The 20,995-nt window shown below is 71.3% G+C and carries 16 protein-coding genes; 13 read left to right on the top strand and 3 right to left on the bottom strand.

All coding sequences use genetic code 11. The annotated features are described in order from the left end of the window. Positions 1-655 precede the first annotated feature (655 nt). From ACZ5XS_RS31225 to ACZ5XS_RS31215, 3 genes are all read left to right on the top strand, one after another. Positions 656-919, top strand: a complete 264-nt coding sequence (locus tag ACZ5XS_RS31225; RefSeq protein ID WP_010034659.1) for a WhiB family transcriptional regulator — start codon at positions 656-658, stop codon at positions 917-919. Positions 920-1,105: 186 nt separating this feature from the next. Beyond that, positions 1,106-4,762, top strand: a complete 3,657-nt coding sequence (locus tag ACZ5XS_RS31220) for a glycosyltransferase family 2 protein (RefSeq protein ID WP_468656941.1) — start codon at positions 1,106-1,108, stop codon at positions 4,760-4,762. After that, on the top strand, positions 4,759-6,249 hold the full coding sequence (locus tag ACZ5XS_RS31215; RefSeq protein WP_468656939.1) for a DUF5719 family protein: 1,491 nt from the start codon (positions 4,759-4,761) through the stop codon (positions 6,247-6,249). Before ACZ5XS_RS31220 ends, ACZ5XS_RS31215 begins: the two co-directional genes overlap by 4 nt. 23 nt (positions 6,250-6,272) lie before the next feature. Here ACZ5XS_RS31215 and ACZ5XS_RS31210 read toward each other — a convergent pair whose 3' ends face one another. Next, positions 6,273-6,722 (bottom strand): metallopeptidase family protein, encoded by a 450-nt coding sequence (locus ACZ5XS_RS31210; RefSeq protein ID WP_468657086.1) that lies wholly within the window; start codon positions 6,720-6,722, stop codon positions 6,273-6,275. Between the two features lie 342 nt (positions 6,723-7,064). On the opposite strand from ACZ5XS_RS31210, the gene ACZ5XS_RS31205 reads away from it, so the two are divergent. The 7 genes from ACZ5XS_RS31205 (at position 7,065) to ACZ5XS_RS31175 (ending at position 13,405) form a co-directional block, all read left to right on the top strand. Further along, positions 7,065-7,436 carry a DUF3499 domain-containing protein gene (locus ACZ5XS_RS31205; RefSeq protein WP_468656937.1) on the top strand — a complete coding sequence of 124 codons (372 nt, stop codon included), beginning with the start codon at positions 7,065-7,067 and terminating at the stop codon, positions 7,434-7,436. A 402-nt stretch (positions 7,437-7,838) separates the two neighbouring features. Further along, the gene (locus ACZ5XS_RS31200) at positions 7,839-8,108 is read left to right on the top strand and encodes an L-lactate permease (protein WP_468656935.1); all 270 of its coding nucleotides are present in this window, start codon (positions 7,839-7,841) and stop codon (positions 8,106-8,108) included. A gap of 120 nt (positions 8,109-8,228) precedes the next feature. Beyond that, positions 8,229-9,593 (top strand): phosphomannomutase/phosphoglucomutase, encoded by a 1,365-nt coding sequence (locus ACZ5XS_RS31195; protein WP_468656933.1) that lies wholly within the window; start codon positions 8,229-8,231, stop codon positions 9,591-9,593. A gap of 143 nt (positions 9,594-9,736) precedes the next feature. Continuing rightward, positions 9,737-9,907: a Trm112 family protein gene (locus tag ACZ5XS_RS31190; protein ID WP_020940431.1), complete on the top strand. Its 171-nt coding sequence runs from the start codon at positions 9,737-9,739 to the stop codon at positions 9,905-9,907. A gap of 64 nt (positions 9,908-9,971) precedes the next feature. Continuing rightward, on the top strand, positions 9,972-11,099 hold the full coding sequence (locus ACZ5XS_RS31185) for an SIS domain-containing protein (RefSeq protein ID WP_468656931.1): 1,128 nt from the start codon (positions 9,972-9,974) through the stop codon (positions 11,097-11,099). Between the two features lie 64 nt (positions 11,100-11,163). Next, positions 11,164-12,315 (top strand): mannose-6-phosphate isomerase, class I, encoded by a 1,152-nt coding sequence (gene manA, locus ACZ5XS_RS31180; RefSeq protein ID WP_468656929.1) that lies wholly within the window; start codon positions 11,164-11,166, stop codon positions 12,313-12,315. 109 nt (positions 12,316-12,424) lie between these two features. Further along, on the top strand, positions 12,425-13,405 hold the full coding sequence (locus ACZ5XS_RS31175; protein WP_468656927.1) for a cation diffusion facilitator family transporter: 981 nt from the start codon (positions 12,425-12,427) through the stop codon (positions 13,403-13,405). A gap of 90 nt (positions 13,406-13,495) precedes the next feature. Here ACZ5XS_RS31175 and ACZ5XS_RS31170 read toward each other — a convergent pair whose 3' ends face one another. Beyond that, positions 13,496-15,607 (bottom strand): fructose-specific PTS transporter subunit EIIC, encoded by a 2,112-nt coding sequence (locus ACZ5XS_RS31170; RefSeq protein ID WP_468656925.1) that lies wholly within the window; start codon positions 15,605-15,607, stop codon positions 13,496-13,498. 467 nt (positions 15,608-16,074) lie between these two features. Between ACZ5XS_RS31170 and ahcY the strand changes: the two genes are divergently transcribed. Next, a complete protein-coding gene (gene ahcY, locus ACZ5XS_RS31165) occupies positions 16,075-17,532 on the top strand; it encodes an adenosylhomocysteinase (RefSeq protein ID WP_468656923.1) in 1,458 nt (485 codons plus the stop codon). 156 nt (positions 17,533-17,688) lie between these two features. Further along, positions 17,689-18,303, top strand: a complete 615-nt coding sequence (locus ACZ5XS_RS31160; RefSeq protein WP_468656921.1) for a hypothetical protein — start codon at positions 17,689-17,691, stop codon at positions 18,301-18,303. 77 nt (positions 18,304-18,380) lie between these two features. Here the strand turns inward: ACZ5XS_RS31160 and ACZ5XS_RS31155 are convergent, their stop codons facing one another. Then, entirely contained in the window at positions 18,381-19,460 is a 1,080-nt protein-coding gene (locus tag ACZ5XS_RS31155) for an RDD family protein (RefSeq protein WP_468656920.1), read from the bottom strand. Positions 19,461-19,593: 133 nt separating this feature from the next. Between ACZ5XS_RS31155 and ACZ5XS_RS31150 the strand changes: the two genes are divergently transcribed. Further along, complete coding sequence (locus tag ACZ5XS_RS31150) at positions 19,594-20,601, top strand: stage II sporulation protein M (RefSeq protein WP_468656918.1); 1,008 nt, start codon at positions 19,594-19,596, stop codon at positions 20,599-20,601. Positions 20,602-20,995 lie beyond the last annotated feature (394 nt).

The raw sequence follows: 20,995 nt of genomic DNA, 5'->3' as shown, positions 1-20,995 counted from the left end.
GCGGAGAGTGTGGGGGATGGCTGGGTGTCACGTACCGTCCGCCCGGGTCACGGGAGGACAGAGGAGCCCTGGTCCGGGCGTGGAGAACAGGCAGCCGAGTCTCGGTGGACTCAGAGGCAGCCGGAGCGCGCTTGGCTCAACAGCTGGGACAGCAACAACAGCTACAGCGAGCGTGGGCAGCACCGGGGGACCCGGCGGAGCGGGTCGAGGTGAGTGCCAAGTTCGCGAGCATGCCCACAAGGACAGCGGTTCACACGTTGACTGTCAACTCGACGCCCGGTATGTGGGACATGTTTCACCTCATCCGGTTCATCTCCCAGGTGAAAGGTTTGTTCACGCGGACTCGGGACACATGGCGCACAACCAGGCGCGCGAGCCTCGGAACGAGATCGAACTCGTGGGCGTCCTTCTCCGTACAGGCCCCCCAGGAGCGGTGCGGGAACGAAGCCCCTCAAGGGTCTCCTCTGCTTGTCAAGGTTTATGCCGATTTGAACACTTTCCGCTAGGCCTTGGTTCCGCAGAGTGAATAAGGGGCCCAATAGCAGATCTCGGCTTGACTCGCCCGGAGCAGCACACTTGTAATTTCACTCGTGTCGTTCAGCCGATATCGGTACGGCTACATCACGGGGACGCGAAAGACAGACGAGGGGCGCACATGACCGAGACGGTGCAGCAACTGCTGGTCGACGACGCGGACGAGGAACTCGGCTGGCAGGAGCGCGCGCTGTGCGCCCAGACCGACCCCGAGTCCTTCTTCCCCGAGAAGGGCGGCTCCACCCGCGAGGCCAAGAAGGTCTGCCTCGCCTGCGAGGTGCGCTCCGAGTGCCTCGAGTACGCCCTCGCCAACGACGAACGCTTCGGCATCTGGGGCGGCCTGTCCGAGCGCGAGCGCCGCAGACTGAAGAAGGCCGCGGTCTGACCCGCGGGGCATGTCCCGGGTCCGCCCACGCATCCGTCACGAACGGCCCGTCGCAGGTGGGTTATCCACAGGCGGCGGGCCGCCGTCATGCCCAGCCGCTAGTGTGGGCGCTCGTCCGAGACGCCCCGCTGCCCCCTGGGGGCACAGGCGTCCACCACAGTCCACCGAACCGGGGCCCGTACCTCGATGTCCGTGCACAGCCACACGGCAGCCCAGCAAGACACCGCTGCCACCCCTGAGTTTCCGCGTCACGTGGTGACGGCGGTCCTCGTCTCCCACGACGGCGCCCGCTGGCTGCCCGACGCGCTCGCCGGGCTGCTCGGCCAGGAGCGCCCCGTGCAGTTCGCCATGGGCGCCGACACCGGCAGCGCGGACGACTCCGCCCAGCTGGTCACCGACGTCCTCGGCGCCGACCGCGTGCTGCACCTCGCCCGGCGTACCGGCTTCGGCCAGGCCGTCGAGGAGGCGGGCCGCACCGCCCCCGTCCTCACCCCGGACGAGCTGCCGTACCTGAAGCGGCCCAGCGGCTGGGACCCCGTCACGCGCACGTGGCGCGACGACGCGTACGACATGCCGGAGCTCCCGCACGGAGAGCCGGTGCAGTGGCTGTGGCTGCTGCACGACGACTGCGCCCCCGAACCCGACGCCCTGGCCCAGCTGCTGCGCGTCGTGGAAACCGAGTACGACCTGGGCCGGGACGACGTGGCCGTCGTCGGCCCCAAGCTCCGCGGCTGGTACGACCGGCGGCAGCTGCTGGAGGTCGGCGTCAGCATCGCCCACTCCGGCCGCCGCTGGACCGGCCTGGACCGCCGTGAACAGGACCAGGGCCAGCACGACCACGTCCGGACGGTGCTGTCCGTCTCCACCGCGGGCATGCTGATCCGCCGTGACGTCTTCGAGCAGCTCGGCGGCTTCGACCGCCGGCTGCCCCTGATGCGCGACGACGTCGACCTGTGCTGGCGGGCGCACGCGGCCGGCTACCGCGTCCTCATCGCCCCGGAAGCCGTCGTACGACACGCCGAGGCCGCCTCGCGCGAGCGCCGCGCCGTCGACTGCGCGGGCCGCACCACCGCCTCCCCGCACAAGGTCGACAAGGCCGGCGCCGCCTACACCCTGCTCGTCAACACGCGTACGGCCCTGCTGCCCTGGGTGCTGGTGCGGCTGGTCCTGGGCACCCTGCTGCGGACCGTCGCCTACCTCGTCGGCAAGGTCCCCGGACAGGCCGTCGACGAGATCCGCGGTCTGGTGGGCACCCTGCTGCGGCCCGAGCGCATCCTCGCCGGGCGCCGCAGGCGCGGCCGAGCGGCCGTCGACAAGGACGAGATGCGGCCGCTGTTCCCGCCACCGGGTGCGACCGTCCGCGCCACGGTCGAGCAGGCCGCGACCAGCATCTTCGGCAGTTCCGACCCCGAGGTGACCTCCGGGGCGGGCCGGCACGGCGGAGCGGTCGAGTCCGGGCCCGGCGGCGACGACGCCGACTTCCTGGAGGTCGAGCAGTTCGTCCGCATCAAACGCATCGCCCGCAAGCCCGGCCCGGTGCTCTTCCTGGTGCTGCTGCTGGTCTCCCTGGTCGCCTGCCGGGCCCTCCTCGGCGGCGGCGCGCTGGCGGGCGGCGCCCTGCTGCCCGCACCGGCCGACTCCGGCGAACTGTGGTCGCGCTACCTGGACGCCTGGCACGCGGTGGGCACCGGGGGCACCCCGGCCGCACCGCCGTACCTCGCGCTCGTCGCGATGTTCGCCTCCGTGCTGTTCGGCTCGACCGGCCTCGCGGTCACCGTCCTGATGGTCTGCTCGGTGCCGCTGGCCGGGTTCGCCGCCTACTTCGCCTCCCGCCCGCTCGTCGAGTCACGCCTCCTGCGCGCGTGGGCGGCCGTCGTCTACGCCTTCCTGCCCGCCGCCACCGGTGCCCTCGCCGGCGGCCGCATCGGCACCGCCGTCCTGGCCATCCTGCTGCCGCTCATGGCGCGCGCGGGCATCGCGGCCAGCGGCCTGGCGCACGGCTCGGGCGCGCGGGGCAGCTGGCGCGCCACCTGGGCGTACGCCCTGCTGCTGACCATCACCACGGCGTTCACGCCGATCGTGTGGCCCATCGCGCTGATCCTGGGCATCGGCCTGCTGGCCGTGCGCCGCACCGAGATCACCGCCTACGGCCTCCGCTTCGTGGCCCAGCTCGGCACGCCCCTGCTGATCCTCGCCCCGTGGTCGCTGTCCCTCCTCCCGTTCGGCTTCTTCCAGGAAGCCGGGATGGAGTACGGCGCCTCGACCGCCTCCGCCCTCGACCTGCTCGGCATCAGCCCCGGCGGCCCGGGCACGGTCAGCGGTCTGATGCTCATCGGCGTCGTCCTGGCCGCACTCGCCGCCCTGCTGCGCTCCGAGCGGCAGTCCGGCATCCGGACCGCCTGGGCCGCCGCCCTGGTGGGCCTCGTCTTTTCCGTCCTGTCCAACGCCTCCACCTGGGCCGGCCCCGCGACCCTCGTCTACGGCCTCGCCCTCCTCGTCGCCGCCGCGCTCGGCGCCGACGGGGCACGCGCGCGCGTGGCCGAGCAGAGCTTCGGCTGGCGTCAGCCGGTCGCCGCCCTGATCGCCTTCGCCTCGGCCGCGGGCCCGCTGCTCGTCGCCGCCGGCTGGATGCTCGGCGGCGCCGACGGACCGCTGGAGCGCCGCGACCCGGTGCAGGTGCCCGCGTTCGTCGCCGAGGAGAGCGGCACCCGCGACCAGGCCCGCACCCTCGTCCTCGACAGCGACTCCGCCGCCCACGTCGGCTACATGCTGGTGCGCGGCTCCGGCGCCCGCCTCGGTGACGCCGAACTGGCCGCGGCCGACGGCGAGAACAGCGACCTCGACAAGACCGTCGCCAACCTCGTGGCCGGCTCCGGCGCCGACCAGGCCGACCAGCTCGGCAAGTTCGCCGTGCGGTACGTCCTGGTCCACAAGGGCGCGCCCCGCGAGGTCACCCGCATCCTGGACGCCACACCCGGCCTGTCCCGGCTCAGCCAGCAGGACGGCAGCGGCCTGTGGCGGGTCGACCAGGAGGTCGCGCGCGCCACGGTCGTCCCCCAGTCGGGTGCTCCGCAGCCCGTCGCCGCCGGCCCCGTCGAGATCCACACCACGATCCCGCCCGGCGCCGACGGCCGTGTCCTGCGCCTCGCCGACACCGCCGCCGAGGGCTGGACGGCCACCCTGGACGGCAGGCCGCTCACCCGCACCACGGTCGACGGCTGGGCCCAGGGCTTCGAACTCCCCGCCTCCGGCGGCAAGCTGGACGTCACCTTCGACGCCCCGATCACCCACACCGCCTGGCTGTGGGCCCAGGGCGCCCTGGCCGTCGTCCTCGTCGTCCTGGCCCTGCCGGGCCGCCGCCGCGACGTCGACGACGACCTCCCCGAGGAGCCGGACGTTCCCGCCCAGGCCGTCGCCGGCGAGGGCCGCCGCGCCCGCCGCCTGCGCGCCCAGGCCGAGGCCGAGGGCGAAGAGGGCGGCCGGCCCGAGGAGTTCCCGCCTCCCCCTCCGGAGGCGGCCCCCGCCGTCCCGCAGCAGCAGTCCTACGGCGAGACCCCGAGCTACGCGGGCACGGAGTACGCCGGCGGCTACGGCGAGCAGCAGTACCAGGGAGCCCAGCAGCAGTACCCGGCGGGCGGCTACGACCAGCAGCCGTACCAGGCGGACCCGTACCAGGGCGGCCAGTACGACCCGTACGCGTACGGCGGCCAATCCCAGCAGGCGCCGTACGAGCAGGGCTACGGCCCGCAGTACGACCAGCAGGGCTACGACCCGGCGTACGACCCGACGCAGCCGCCCCCGCACGGCAACGGCAGTGAGCGCCCCGACGGGAGTCAGCAGTGAACCGCACCACCCTGTCCCTGATCGCCGGCACCGCCGCGCTCGCCGCCGTCACCGGATTCGCCGTGCTCACCACGCCGGACGCCGCCGGCACGGACACCGCCGAGGCGGCCGCCGTACTCCCCGTGGAGCGCACCAGTCTGCTGTGCCCGGCGCCCAGCCTCTCCGACCTCGCGGACACCTCGTACACGTCCTTCACGCCTGTCACGAAGGGCACGGAGAGCGACGGCAAGGCCGAACTCGAGTCGGCCGCGGAGCAGTCGGCGGACGACAGGAGCGAAGGCAAGAAGAAGGCCGACAAGCCGGTCCTGACACCGAAGGAGCCCGGCACCCCGGTCACCGGGGACACCTCCGGGGGCGACGCGCCCGCGCTCGTCGGTACCGCCGAGGGGAGGTTCGCGCCCGGCTGGACCGTCCAGGAGACCACCGAGGTAGCCGCGGGCAGCGGCCGCGGTCTCCAGGGCGTCAACTGCACCGCGCCCGACACGGAGTTCTGGTTCCCGGGAGCCAGCACGGCCGCCGACCGCACCGACTACGTACACCTGACCAATCCCGACGACTCCGCCGCCGTCGTCGACATCGAGCTCTACGGCAGGGACGGCGCCCTGGAGTCCACGGTGGGGGAGGGCATCACGGTCCAGCCGCACTCCAGCGAGCCGGTCCTGCTGTCCACCCTCACGGACGAGAAGCAGGAGAACCTCACCGTCCATGTGAACGTCCGCAGCGGGCGGGTGGGCGCCGCCGTACAGGCCCTGGACGACAAGCTCGGCGGCGACTGGCTGGCCGCGTCCACCGACCCGACGGGCAGCCTGGTCCTGCCCGGCATCCCCAAGGACGCCACCGCCGTGCGCCTGGTCGCCTTCACCCCCGGCGACTCCGACGCCGACCTGAAGGTGCGGCTCTCCTCGCCGTCCGGACAGATCACCCCGGCCGGCAACGAGACACTGCACGTCAAGGCGGGCATGACCAGCGCGGTCGACCTCGGCGACCTCACCCGCGGCGAGGCCGGCTCCCTGATCCTGACCCCCACCGACCGGTCCGTGCCGGTGGTCGCCGCGCTGCGGGTCGTCCGCGGCAAGGGAGAGAAGCAGGAGACGGCGTTCATTCCCGCCACCCGCCCGGTCGGCACGCGCGCGACGGCGGCCGACAACAGCGCCAAGGGCACCACGCTCGCCGTGGTCGCACCGGACCGGACGGCGCAGATCAAGGTCACCGCGTCGGCGGGCAGTGACGGCGGTACGGCCGTCTCGAAGACGTACACGATCAAGGCGGGCACGACCCAGAACATCGAGGCCCCGGCCCCGAGCGGCGGAAAGGGCACGTACGCCCTGACGATCGAGCCGGTCTCCGGCGGCCCGGTCTACGCCTCCCGGACCCTGACGGCCACGGAGGACGGCGTCCCGGGCTTCACGATCCAGACCCTCCCGGACGACCGGGGAACGGTGGCGGTCCCGGAGGCGGACCAGGACCTGTCGGTGCTGCAGAAGTAGGCCGGCGCGCGATCCGCGGGCGGTCAGTCCTCGCCGTACCGCGGATCCACGGTCTCCGGAGTCAGCCCCAGCAACTCGGCGACCTGCTCGACCACGATCTCGTGCACCAGGGCTGCGCGCTCGTCCCGCCCTTTCGTGCGGATCTCCACCGGCCGCCGATAGACGATCACCCGAGCGGGCCGTCCCTCCCGGGAGGCGATGGTGCCGCCCAGGGGGACCGTCTCGTCGCTCCAGCCCTCGCCGGGCGAGTTCAGCTGAGGTACCTCGAGCACCAGGAAGTCGATGTCGGCGAGCTGCGGCCACCGCCGCTCCAGACGCTCCACGGAGTCCTGCACCAGATCCGCGAACGCCTCGGCACGGCTTGCCGCCAGCGGCACCTGCGGGGGCGCGATCGGCCCGCGCATGCCCCGGCCGTGTCGATCACGACGGCGGGGCCCGGGGTCGGCGGCACGGGGCGGTACGGGGTTGTCCATCACTGGTGAAGCGTAGTCCCCGCCCGGGCCGCATGCCCCGCCCCACGCGGCATCGTGGGCCCCGGCGTCAGTCCCGCACGGCATGTCGGCAGTTGACCATTCAAGCCAAGGTTGGGCTCGATTCCAGGTCTCTCCGAGACCGTCGCGCGCAAGGCAATTGCCATGGTTTGTGCCAAGTGGTGACCGCTTTCAGGACCGCTCGGTCTCGCGGTCACCTCTGTCCGTGCAGGTCAGGCCGGTGTGCCCGGAGTGAGGTGTGGGGCGTTTCACAACGCGACACGGTGGAGTGACCGGAGGGGGAGTCGTCGCGGCCCGCTCAAGAGTGCGGTACCGTCCAACGTCGTGAGCCCTGTACGTCGCTGTTCGCGCACCGCTTGCGGCCGTCCCGCCGTCGCGACGCTGACGTACGTCTACGCCGACTCGACCGCGGTCCTCGGCCCGCTCGCCACCTACGCCGAACCCCACTGCTACGACCTGTGCGCCGAGCACTCCGAGCGCCTCACCGCCCCGCGTGGCTGGGAGGTCGTCCGCCTCCTCGACGCCTCGGCCCCGGCCCGGCCCAGCGGTGACGACCTGGAAGCGCTTGCCAACGCCGTACGCGAGGCGGCCCGTCCGCAGGAGCGGGCGGCCGGCGGCGGCGGGGGACGCGGGGCCGACCCGATGGAGGTCGCGCGCCGCGGCCATCTCCGGGTGCTGCGTTCTCCTGACAACTGACCTTCTCCGCCCCGTTCTTGTGGACGCGCGTGCCATCGAGTGATGCGCTCCCGCTGAACGGGCGGTTGGCGCTGACGCGACCATTCCGTTGACGCCGACACGAGAAATCGCTTTCCGCATGACGTCCGGGAACCTCACGTGCAGGAACCCCAACCGGTAACCGACTCGCTCGGCTTGTCCCTCCTGATGGCGGCCCTCCCCTCGTGACGACCTCGTCCTGCTCGGCGGCCTCCACGTGAAGGCGCACCTGGCGGGCCTCACGGGCCTCCTGGCAGCCGCGCCGGTCGCCTGGCCTGCCTTGCGGGCACGCCACGGGGTCAGGCCGTCTCCAGGGCCGCCCAGGGCACCGGGCAGTGGGACCTGCGGCCGGCGTCGCGTCGTCCTCGGCCTCTTCCTCATCCTGTGGCTCGTCGTCAACGCCCCCTGGGTGTACGGCTGACGGTCCGCACCCGGCACTTCGACACCCGGCGCCGCTCCTTCGGCGCGAGGACTACGCCGGTCGCGACCCTCGCTCAGGCCACCGAACTGCCCCTGGACACCGTGACGTCCGTAATGGGCCGTCAGACGCCCCTGCCGACCCTGTTGGTGTCGCGGGTGCCGGTCTGGCTGGTGGACGGGCGGCGCGGGCTGCGCGAGACGTGGGTGTCTGCTGTGCGCAAGGAACTGCACTGACCGCCCCGTTCCGCTTCTGACCTGAGGTTACGGCTCGGAGTCCACTCGGCTACCGCACGGCCCCCTGTCCGTGGGTGCGAGTAGTTTGTGGTGACCAGAGGACTTTCAGAAGGGGTGGCCGTGGCCGCTGATCTCTCCCAGCTCGTGAAGGCGTACGACGTGCGGGGGGTCGTTCCGGACCAGTGGGACGAGCCCCTCGCCGAACTCTTCGGGGCCGCGTTCGTCCAGGTGACCGGCGCGAGCGCGATCGTGACAGGGCACGACATGCGGCCCTCGTCGCCCGGGCTGTCGGCCGCCTTCGCGCGCGGGGCAGCGGCCCGCGGTGTGCACGTCACCGAGATCGGCCTGTGCTCGACCGACCAGCTGTACTACGCCTCCGGCGCGCTGAACCTGCCGGGCGCCATGTTCACGGCCTCGCACAACCCGGCGCAGTACAACGGCATCAAGATGTGCCGCGCGGGCGCCGCCCCGGTCGGCCAGGACACGGGCCTCACCGAGATCCGCGAACTCGTCGAGCGGTGGAGTGAGTCGGAGGCCCCGGCCCCCGCGGCCACGACCGGGACGATCACCCGGCAGGACACACTGACGGACTACGCGGCCCACCTCCGCTCCCTCGTCGACCTGACCTCCATCCGCCCCCTGAAGGTCGTCGTCGACGCGGGCAACGGCATGGGCGGCCACACCGTCCCGACGGTCTTCGAGGGCCTGCCCCTGGACCTCGTGCCGATGTACTTCGAGCTGGACGGCACCTTCCCCAACCACGAGGCCAACCCCCTCGACCCGGCCAACCTCGTGGACCTGCAACAGCGCGTCCGCGAGGAGGGCGCCGACCTCGGCATCGCCTTCGACGGCGACGCCGACCGCTGCTTCGTCGTCGACGAGCAGGGCGACCCCGTCTCCCCGTCCGCGATCACGGCCCTGGTGGCCTCCCGTGAACTCGCCCGGCACGGCGGCAAGGGCGTCGTCATCCACAACCTGATCACGTCCTGGTCGGTGCCGGAGGTCGTCAGGGAGAACGGCGGCACGCCGGTACGCACGCGCGTGGGCCACTCCTTCATCAAGGCCGAGATGGCCAGGACCGGCGCGATCTTCGGCGGCGAACACTCCGCGCACTACTACTTCGCCGACTTCTGGAACGCCGACACGGGCATGCTCGCCGCCCTGCACGTCCTCGCCGCCCTCGGCGGCCAGGACGGCACCCTTTCCGCCCTCGTCGCCCAGTACGACCGCTACACCGGCTCCGGCGAGATCAACTCCACGGTCGACGACCAGACCGGCCGCCTGACCGCCGTCAAGGCCGCGTACGAGAGCCAGGAGGACGTCACCCTGGACGAACTCGACGGCCTCACCGTCACCGCCGCCGACTGGTGGTTCAACGTCCGCGCCTCCAACACGGAGCCCCTGCTGCGCCTGAACGCGGAGGCGAGGGACGAGGCGACGATGGCGAAGGTACGGGACGAGGTGCTGGGCATCATCCGGGGCTGACCGTCGGCCGGGGTGCCCCCGTGACGTGCACGGCGGCACCCCGCCCGGCCGAACCCCACCGCCCCACCCCCACCGGCGGTACGCTGACCAGGCACATCCGCACAAGCAAGCGCACGCGACCTCGCCCCCGAAGGGAACACCCCATGCCGCTCGAAGCCGGCCTCCTGGAGATCCTCGCCTGCCCGGCCTGTCACGCCCCCCTCAAGGAGCAGGACGCCGAGCTGATCTGCACCGGCCAGGACTGCGGCCTGGCGTACCCCGTCCGCGACGGCATCCCCGTCCTCCTCGTCGACGAGGCCCGCCGCCCCGCGTAAGCGACGACCTGGCGACCCGGAGACCCGCGAAACCGACGACCCGGCGACCGGAGGCTGCCCGCCCATGCTCGACGAATCGCTGCTCGACAACCCCGAGGCACTCTCGGAGGCCGACCACCGCGGCCTGCTCCGCGGCGCCGCCGAAGCCGGCGCCCGCGTCCGCACCGCCGCCCGCCACGCCGCCGAGGCCGGCGTGGGCGACCTCAAACCCGACGGCCGCCCCCGCGCAGTCCTCATCGCGGGCCCCGGTGCCGCCGCCACCCACGCCGCCGACCTCCTCGGCACCCTCGCCGGCGCCGGCAGCCCCGTCACCCGCCTGGCCCCCACCGGCGTCGCCCCCGCGGCGGGCGCCATGCGCTGGGAGCTGCCCGGCTGGGCCGGCTCCGTGGACCTGCTGCTGATCGCGACCCCCGACGGCAGCGAGCCGGGCCTGTCCCTGCTCGCCGAACAGGCCTACCGCCGAGGCTGCAGCGTCGTCGCCGTGGCCCCGTCCCACTCGCCGCTCGCCGAGGCGATCGACGGCGCCCACGGCCTCTTCGTACCGATGGCGACCGCCCCGTACGACCAGGACGAACCCCTCGCCGCGTCTGCCCCCGGCGTGCTGTGGGCGCTGCTCACCCCGCTGCTCGCGCTCCTGGACCGCACCGGTCTGCTGACCGCCCCGCCCGACGCCCTGGGGAAGGTCGCCGACCGCCTCGACCAGATCGCCGAGCGCTGCGGGCCAGCCATCGTCACCTACAGCAACCCGGCCAAGACCCTGGCCGCCGAACTGGCCGACGCCCTCCCGGTCATCTGGACCGAGGGCACCTCCGCGGGCCCCGCCGGCCGCCGCTTCGCCGCGGCCCTCGCCGAACTCTCCGGCGCCCCGGCCGTCGTCGCCGAACTGCCCGAGGCACTCGCCGCGCACAGCGCCCTGCTCGCGGGCCGGCTCGCCGCGAGCGCCGACCCCAACGACTTCTTCCGCGACCGCGTCGAGGAGTCGCCCGCCCTGCACGCGCGCGTGGTGCTGCTCCGCGACCGCCCGATCGGCGGCCTCACCGCCGCCCCCGCCGCCCGCGACCTGGCCCTCGGTCACGACACGCCGATCAGCGAACTGGAGCCGGAGACCGGTGGCGAACTGGAGACCCTCGCGGAACTGATCGCCGTCACGGATTTCGCCGCCGTTTACCTGGCGCTCGCCTCAAGGGCCTGATCTGGTCCCGCGCCTTGTGACCAGAGCCCGCCGAGCAGCGTACGTACGGAGACAGAGACACAGCATGGACCGCCTCGACAACACCGTCCGCCCCTACGCCTGGGGTTCCACCACAGCGATCCCGAAGCTGCTCGGCACCGAGCCGACCGGCGAACCGCAGGCGGAGATGTGGATGGGCGCCCACCCGGGAGCCCCCTCGCGCACCGCCCGCGGCACGCTCGTCGACATCATCGAGGCGGCCCCGGAACGGGAACTGGGCGAGAAGGCCGTAGCCAAGTTCGGCCCCCGCCTGCCCTTCCTCCTCAAAATCCTCGCCGCCGGCGCCCCGCTCTCCCTTCAGGTGCACCCCAACCTCGCCCAGGCGAAGGAGGGTTACGAGGACGAGGAGCGCCGCAACATCCCCGTGGACGCCGGGCACCGCAACTACAAGGACGCCAACCACAAGCCCGAACTCATCTGCGCGCTCACCGAGTTCGACGGCCTGTGCGGCTTCCTCGACCCGGCGCAGGCCGCCGACCTCCTCGACCAGCTCGGCGTCGACTCCCTCAAGCCGTACGTCGACCTGCTGCACGCCCACCCGGAGGAAGCCGCCCTGCGCGAGGTCCTCACCGCGATCCTGACCGCCGACCCCGAGGAGATGGCCCGCACGGTCGCCGAGGCCGCGACCGCCTGCACCCGACTCGGCGGCGACCACGCGCCCTACGCGGACATCGCCCACCACTACCCGGGCGACCCCGGCGTCATCGCCGCGATGCTCCTCAACCATGTCCGACTCCAGCCGGGCGAGGCCCTGTTCCTCGGCGCAGGCATCCCGCACGCCTACCTGAGCGGCCTCGGCGTCGAGATCATGGCCAACTCCGACAACGTCCTGCGCTGCGGCCTGACTCCCAAGCACGTCGACGTCCCCGAACTCCTGCGCGTCGTCCGCTTCGAGGCCGGTGACCCGGGCGTGCTGCGCCCGGAGGCGTCCCCCGACGGCGAGGAGGTCTACGCGACCCCGATCGACGAGTTCCGGCTCTCCAGGTACGTCCTCCCTGAGGGCGCCACCGGCCACGACCTCACCCGCGCGACCCCGCAGATCCTGCTGTGCACGGCGGGCACGGTCCGCGCCGGCGACACGGAACTCGCCCCGGGCCAGTCCGTGTTCGTACCGGCGGGAGAACACACAGAGCTGTCCGGGACCGGCACGATCTTCCGGGCGACCGTCATCGTCTGAGCGACCACTTGGCGCCCTGGCGCGCCACCGTCCTGCCGGGCTGCAACAATGGCCCACCGCAAAGGACGGGCAAAGCCCGGGACGGCGTACGAAGGGACAACGCGAACACATGAGCGCGTCAGGCGGCACCAAGGCGATCGTGGCGGCACTCGCCGCCAACCTCGCGATCGCGGTAGCGAAGTTCGTGGCGTTCCTCTTCAGCGGATCGTCATCGATGCTCGCCGAGTCCGTGCACTCACTCGCGGACTCGGGCAACCAGGCCCTGCTGCTCGTCGGCGGCAAGAAGGCCCAGCGCGAGGCCACCCCGCAACACCCCTTCGGCTACGGCCGCGAGCGGTACATCTACGCCTTCCTCGTCTCGATCGTGCTCTTCTCGGTCGGTGGCATGTTCGCGATCTACGAGGGCTACGAGAAGATCAAGCACCCCCACGAGATCGAGCACTGGTACTGGCCGGTGGGCGTCCTCGTGTTCGCGATCATCGCGGAGACGTTCTCCTTCCGGACGGCCATCAAGGAGTCCAACCCGCTGCGGGCCGGGAGGTCGTGGAAGGACTTCGTCCGCCACGCCAAGGCTCCTGAACTGCCCGTGGTCCTCCTCGAGGACCTGGGCGCCCTCGTCGGCCTGATCCTGGCCCTCGTCGGCGTGAGCCTGGCCCTGGCGACCGGCGACGGCGTCTGGGACGGCATCGGCACCCTGTGCATCGGTGTCCTCCTGATCCTGATCGCGCTGATCCTGGCCGCAGAGACCAAGTCCCTGCTGCTCGGTGAGTCCGCGGGCATCGAGGACGTCCACAAGATCGAGGCCGCCATCGTCGACGGCGACACCGTCACGGGCATCATCCACATGCGCACCCTCCACCTCGGCCCCGAGGAACTGCTGGTCGCCGCCAAGATCGCCGTACAGCACGACGACACGGCCACCGAGGTCGCCGCCGCCATCAACGCCGCCGAGTCCCGCATCCGCGCGGCCGTCCCGATCGCCCGCGTCATCTACCTCGAACCGGACATCTACAGCGAGACCGAGGCCGCCAAGGGCGCCGACCGCAAGGCCGCCCCAGGCGGCCCGACGCCGCACGACGCCGGCCACTGATTCCGAGCGTCTTTCCCGTACGGACATCCCGTACGGCGGTCTCGTCCGTAGCGGGGTCCACCGAGTCGCTCGGTGGACCCCGCCGCGCGTCTACCGGATCTCGCCGAGCACGCCGAGAACGGCAGCCTCATCCGCGGCCGCCGTCAGCCGCTCGCGGAACCCGGCGTCCATCAACCTCCGCGACAGCAGCGCCAGAATCCGCAGATGCTCGTCACCCGCGGCCGCCTCCGGCACGGCGATCATGAAGACCAGCTTCGCCTTCGTCCCGTCCAGGGAACCCCACTCGACCCCCTCGACGGACCGCGCGAACCCGACCACGGGCGCGGTCACCGCGTCCGTCTTGGCATGCGGAATCGCGATCTCCTCGCCCAGCCCGGTCGTGCCCTGCTCCTCGCGCCGCAACGCCGTCCGCACCAGCTCGTCCCCGTCAGCCACCTTGCCGCTCCGCGCGAGCAGCCCTGCCATCTCCCGGATGGCGGCCTCCTTGTCACGCGCGTCGAGCGAGACCTTCACGGTCCGCCCGGTGAGGTAGCCGGAGAGGACCGGGCCGCCGCCGTCGGGGTGGTCGTCGGCTGCGGGCGGCGCGGCCCCTGCTTCCCCCGCGGTCCCCGCTGCCTCCCCGGCGGACGCGCTCACGCCAGTGCCAGCCGTCCCGGTCATGGCCTGCTGCGACACGGCGGGACCAACGCCCGCCCCGACCAGCGCGGGCTCGGCCCCCGGCGCACTCTTGCCGGCGACCGCCGCACCGCGCCGCTTCCGCTCGCTGATGTCGACCAGTGTGACCGTCGTCAGCGCGGTGACCACCGTGCCGATCACCACAGCCACGAAGAACATCGGCACGCCGCTCACCGCGCCCAGCACCGCGACGATCGGTCCGCCGTGCGGCACCGCGTCCTCCACACCGGCGACCCCGGCGACCGCACCGGCCACCGCGCCGCCCAGCATGTTGGCCGGGATGACCTGTGCGGGCCGCGCCGCCGCGAACGGGATCGCACCCTCGGAGATGCCGAAGCACCCCATGAACAGCGAGGCCAGGCCGGTCTCGCGCTCCTGCTCGGTGTACAGCCGCTTCCGTATCAGCGTGGCCAGGCCCTGGCCCAGCGGCATGACCGGGATCGCTGCCGCGCACATGCCCATGACCGTCTGGTTGCCGGTCGCGATGAGCCCGGCGCCGAAGAGGAACGCCGTCTTGTTGACCGGTCCGCCCATGTCGAAGGCGATCATGAGGCCGAGAATCGCGCCCAGCAGGATCGCACTCGTGCCCGTCATCCCGCTGAGCCAGTCGGTCAGGTGCTCGAACACCCACGAGATCGGCTTCCCGATCACGTAGACGAAGAACAGCCCGAGCGTCGTGGTCGCCACGATCGGGATCACGATGATCGGCATGATCGGCTGCACGAACTTCGGGACCTTGACCTTTTTGATCCACAGCACCAGATACCCGGCGAGGAACCCGGTCACGATCGCCCCGATGAAACCGGCGCCCGCCTTCGAGTCGTACAGCGACCCCGTGTTGGCGATCCAGCCACCGATCATGCCCGGCACGAGCGCGGGCCGGTCCCCGATGGCGTAGGCGATGTATCCGGACAGGATCGGCACCATCAGCGTGAAGCCGATGACGCCGATGTTGTTCACGTCCATCCAGAAGGAGTCCTCCGGGATGACGAGACCCCCGGAGGGGTCGGTGTGCCCGCCGAGCGACAGCGAGACGGCGATCAGCAACCCGCCGACCACCACGAACGGGATCATGTAACTGACCCCGTTCATCAGCGCCTTGTACGCGACACTCCGCTCCTTGCCGCCCTCCCGGGAGGCAGGCCTGACCGGGCCGCCCCCGGTGTGAACCGGCGCCGACCGCACCCGCTCGATCAGCCGCTCGGGGTGGCGAATGCCCTCCGCCACGCCGACGGTGAGGACCCGCTTGCCCACGAAACGGCTCAGGTCCACATCCTTGTCCGCGGCGACGATGACACCGTCCGCATGCTTGACATCGTTGTCATCAAGGACGTTTTCAGCCCCGATGGATCCCTGCGTCTCCACCTTCATGTCGATACCGCGGCTCTCGGCGGCCTGGGCGAGTTTCTCCGCCGCCATGTACGTGTGCGCGATGCCGGTCGGGCACGCGGTCACCGCGAGCAGCTTCAGCCGCCCGCGCTCGCCATCGCCGCTGCCCGTGGGGGGAGGGCCGGCCGAAATGGTCACATCGATCTCCTCACGCCTTTGTCACGCGAAACGCCGTCCCTGACGCCCCGCCGGATCGATCAGAGGTTCCGATCTCCTGGCATCCTGCAACACCCGCACCCAGGCTCAAAGGCGCGAGAGCACCCCTTGTCCTGGTCCGCTCCCTCCTGTCCTCCCGTTCGTGAGTGTCCTGTTACCGCCCTCCCGGCAGCCCACCACCGACGCCTGAGCCGGTCGGTGATCGGCGCAATGTGTCCGGAGGCGGACTGGGGACGGCCGGGCCCACCGTGTAGCTTGGGTGGGAGCCAGACGTCGCTGCTGATGGCGGTCGGGCGGTCCCACCGCGGACCGGCCGAGGGAGAGAGGGCCTCCGACGGACTGCGCTGCGCGCACGCGGGCATGCTGTGTCCTCCTTCGGGGCACCCCTGTGTCCGCCGCCGCGCAGGCCAGCCGTACCCACCTCGCCCCAATCCCGAGGAGCAGCTCGAATGACGACTGTCGAAAACCGACAGGACTTCAAGGTCGCCGACCTCTCCCTGGCCGAGTTCGGCCGCAAGGAGATCACCCTCGCCGAGCACGAGATGCCCGGCCTGATGTCGATCCGCAAGGAGTACGCGGAGGCGCAGCCCCTGGCCGGCGCCCGTGTCACCGGCTCCCTGCACATGACCGTCCAGACCGCGGTACTCATCGAGACCCTCACCGCCCTGGGCGCCGAGGTCCGATGGGCCTCCTGCAACATCTTCTCCACCCAGGACCACGCGGCCGCCGCCATCGCCGTCGGCCCGAACGGCACGCCCGACAACCCCCAGGGCATCCCGGTCTTCGCCTGGAAGGGCGAGACCCTGGAGGAGTACTGGTGGTGCACGGAGCAGGCGCTGACCTGGCCGAACACCCCCACCGGCGGCCCGAACATGATCCTGGACGACGGCGGCGACGCCACGATGCTCGTCCACAAGGGCGTCGAGTACGAGAAGGACGGCAAGGTCCCGGACGTCGAGACCGCCGAGTCCGAGGAGCACGGGGTGTTCCTCCAGCTGCTGACCCGCACGGTGGCTGAGAGCCCGCAGAAGTGGACTCAGGTCGCCTCCGAGATCCGCGGCGTGACCGAGGAGACCACGACCGGTGTCCACCGCCTGTACGAGATGCAGCGCGACGGCACCCTCCTGTTCCCGGCGATCAACGTCAACGACGCCGTCACCAAGTCGAAGTTCGACAACAAGTACGGCTGCCGCCACTCCCTGATCGACGGCATCAACCGCGCCACCGACGTCCTCATCGGCGGCAAGACCGCGGTCGTCTTCGGCTACGGCGACGTGGGCAAGGGCTGCGCGGAGTCCCTGCGCGGACAGGGCGCCCGCGTCATCGTCACCGAGATCGACCCGATCTGCGCCCTCCAGGCGGCGATGGACGGCTACCAGGTCACGACCCTCGACGAGGTCGTCGACAAGGCCGACATCTTCATCACCACGACCGGCAACAAGGACATCATCATGGCCTCGGACATGGCCAAGATGAAGCACCAGGCGATCATCGGCAACATCGGCCACTTCGACAACGAGATCGACATGGCCGGCCTCGCCAAGATCCCCGGCATCGTCAAGGACGAGGTCAAGCCGCAGGTTCACACCTGGAAGTTCCCCGACGGCAAGGTGCTCATCGTCCTGTCCGAGGGCCGCCTGCTGAACCTGGGCAACGCCACCGGTCACCCGTCGTTCGTGATGTCCAACTCCTTCGCGGACCAGACCCTGGCCCAGATCGAGCTGTTCACCAAGCCCGACGAGTACCCGACCGGCGTCTACGTGCTGCCCAAGCACCTCGACGAGAAGGTCGCCCGCCTCCACCTGGACGCGCTCGGCGTGAAGCTGACCCAGCTGCGCCCCGAGCAGGCCGCCTACATCGGCGTCGAGGTCGACGGCCCGTTCAAGTCGGACCACTACCGCTACTGAGCCCGTACCTCGGCTCGCGGCGAGCACGTCCGTGCACTGACGCGCTCCCGCAACAGCAGGTCCTCAGAGGCAGGCCCCCGCACCCCCGTGCCGGGGGCCTGCCCCTTTGCCCGCCGAGGCCGGACCATCCCGTCAAGCCCCACGACCAGGACCCCCATGCCCCGCGGCCGCTATTCGCTCCACGATCCGCACGATCACACCCCCCTCGCAGAAGAGCACTTCCACTGCGCACCCGGCCCCTCCGGCTGGCGCTACGTCTCCCAACTCACCACCCCCTCGGGCGACCACAGCGGCTCCGTCGACCTCACCCTCGACGAACTCGGCCGCCCCATCCGCCTGGAACTGCATGCCGCAAGCTGGCAGGTCCGCGGTGCCGCCCTCGACGGCGTCACCTGGGTCCGCACGGACCCCTCCGGAACCCATGCGACGGAAGGCAACGTCGCCGCCCACGCCTTCACCGGAACATCCCCCGCATTCCTCGTCGCCACCACCCGTCTCCTCCGCCTCACCCCCTCCTCCACAGCAACGCGCGTACGCCTCGTCGCCTTCACGGACCCGGTCCTCGCACCGCGCACCGTGGACCAGTCCTGGGCCCTGCTGAAAAGAGAAGCACACGGCACTGACAACGGCCCCTTGACCGTGGAGGAATACCAGGTCACAGCCCTGGACACGGGGGAGCAGCACACCGTTCACATCGCCGGCGACGTGGTGCTCGCGGCACCCGGAATCGAGCTGGAAGACCTCGAGTCCCCGCCGTCGGCATCGGCCTGAGCGAGGACCCTGGGCGCACAGGTCGAGACGGTCGGCTTGCCGAGCGACACGCCACCCTCAACCGCTGCTCTCCACCGTCAGGCGGGCGGCACGAACCCGGTGCCGGGCCGATCGGCAGCCGGCGTCTGCTGTGGCGTCTCCCGAGGCTGGGGCGGCCGAACCGGCACGGGCCCACCGACAACACCGCTGTTCGGGGCCGGAGCCACCGTCTCACCCTCCCCTGCCGGAGCGGACCACGCGCTGTACGGGGTGGGCTGAGCGACGGCCGCCGAGGGCTGCACCGCCGGAGGCCCGTACATACCCGGCCCACCAGCAACGTGCGGCGCACCACCGGCGCCCGGCCCACCCCCACCGTCCGGCGAACCACCCGGATACCCCGCACCAGCCGGCGCCCCGATCATCCCCGCACCAGCGCCGAAGGCGCGGCGAACCTCCCGCGCCTGCCGCTCCTGCACCACCGCCGCCAAAAACGCGGCCGGCGGCACGCCCTGCGGCGCCGGAGCTCCCGTACGAGCTGTGAGATCAGCGGCGAGCCGCTCCGCCATGGCCCAACCGACCTGCGGATCCAACTGCTGCATCCGCGTCAGATACTGGCGGATCGCAAGCCACAAACCATCCGGCACCGCCGACAGGTCAAGCGCCGAGAAACGCCCGGCAAGCCAGGGCGGAGGCGGTGGAACGAAGCCCGTCCGCGCGGCCGGCACCCGTTCCCGTACGACCAGAGTCCCCGCGAACACGTCACCGAGCCGACGCCCTCGAGCCGAGACGAGGGAAGCGATACAGGCGACGACCCCGAACGTCATCAGGATCTCGACCGCACCGATCGCCCCCCGCACCAGCGCATGCCGGAACCGGATCGGCCCACCGTCGTCCCGCACCACCCGCAGCCCGCACGCCAGTTTCCCGAGCGAACGTCCATGGCTGAGCGTCTCGACCGCGATCGGGGCCCCCACCAGCACGAGAAGAAACGCCGCGATCGACAACGCGACCTGCGCCGCTTCGTCCAGGGACGCGGTGGCGGCGACCAGAGCGATGGTCACGACGACATAGGCGGTCACGGCCACGGCCAGATCGATCAGTACGGCCAACCCTCTGCTGGGCAGCTTCGCGGGGCGCAACTCAAGCGCCACCGCCTCGCCCGTCACCAGATCACTCACGTCAGTCCGCCGTCCTTCCCCTGGCCTGCCCCGAGAACCGCCAGTCTGCCAAGCTGAGGGCGCGGCGCACCGCAGTACGACAAGCTGACCCCGCGACGAACCGCCGACGACCAGCCGAGGAGCAGGCAGACCGATGGACCTCGACGTCTTCGTCACCGCCCACCGGGCCGAATGGGACCGCCTCGACGCGCTGCTCCGGCGTCAGCGCCGCCTCACGGGCGCCGAGGCCGACGAACTCGTCGCCCTCTACCAACGCACCGCCACCCACCTGTCCCTGATCCAGTCCAGCGCCCCCGACCCGCAACTGACCGGTCGGCTCAGCCAACTGGTGGCACGCGCGCGTAGCGCCGTCACAGGAACCCGCCGCGCCTCTTGGCGCGACGTCACCCGCTTCCTGACCCACGGTTTCCCGGCCGCGGTCTACAAGTCGCGCCACTGGTGGGTACCCACAGCGCTTCTGTCGACGGCCGTGGCGGCCCTCCTGGGCTGGTGGATCGGCACGCATCCCGAAGTACAGGCCTCGATCGCGGCCCCCACCGAACTGCGCGAGCTCACCCGCCCCGGCGGTCAGTACGAGACGTACTACTCGAGCCACCCCGCAGCCTCCTTCGCAGCTCAGGTCTGGACGAACAACGCCCAGGCCGCAGCCATGTGCCTGGTCCTGGGGGTCTTCCTGGGCCTTCCGGTCCTCTGGATCCTCTTCCAGAACATGCTCAACATCGGCGTCGGGTTCGGCCTGATGTCCTCAGCGGGGCGCCTCGACACCTTCCTCGGCCTCATCCTCCCTCACGGCCTGCTCGAGCTGACCGCCGTCTTCGTCGCGGCCGGCACAGGACTGCGCCTCGGCTGGACGGTGATCGACCCGGGCCCGCGCTCCCGACGCTCGGCTCTGGCCGAGGAGGGTCGAGCCGCCGTGGGCATGGCGATAGGCCTGGCGCTGGTCCTTTTCATCTCCGGCGCCATCGAAGGCTTCGTCACCCCTTCAGGCCTGCCCACCTGGGCCCGCATCGGCATCGGTATCGCCGCTGAACTGGCCTTCCTCGCGTACGTCTATGTCCTGGGCGCCCGAGCGGTCCGCGCCGGAGACACCGGCGACGTCGAGGCAGCCGAGCGCAGCGCCACCGTGCCGACGGCCGCCTGATGTGCGCGCACCTCCGCTGAGCTGCTACTGTCTCCTTCGCCCCGGAAGAGCCGTTGACACGGAGCTGGCGAGGAGGTAGATTCAAACAGTTGTCTGGAGCTCGGTAGCAACCTGGCTCGGCAGCAGTGAGTGTCTGTCTGCTTCTAGAAACTTTGATTTCAAAGAAGCCCCTTCCCGATGAATCGGAAACGACGGCCGGTCAGACCGGCTCAAAACTTCTGATAATGTTGGGACCGCCGGAAAGGGAAACGTGAGAGCGGGAACCTGGAAAGCACCGAGGAAATCGGATCGGAAAAGGGTCTGATAGAGTCGGAAACGCAAGACCGAAGGGAAGCCCGGAGGAAAGCCCGAGAGGGTGAGTACAAAGGAAGCGTCCGTTCCTTGAGAACTCAAC

Source organism: Streptomyces sp. NPDC033131, from assembly GCF_055578365.1.
The sequence above is the reverse complement of the archived record's forward strand: the minus strand, read 5'-3'. Positions and strand labels throughout refer to the sequence as shown.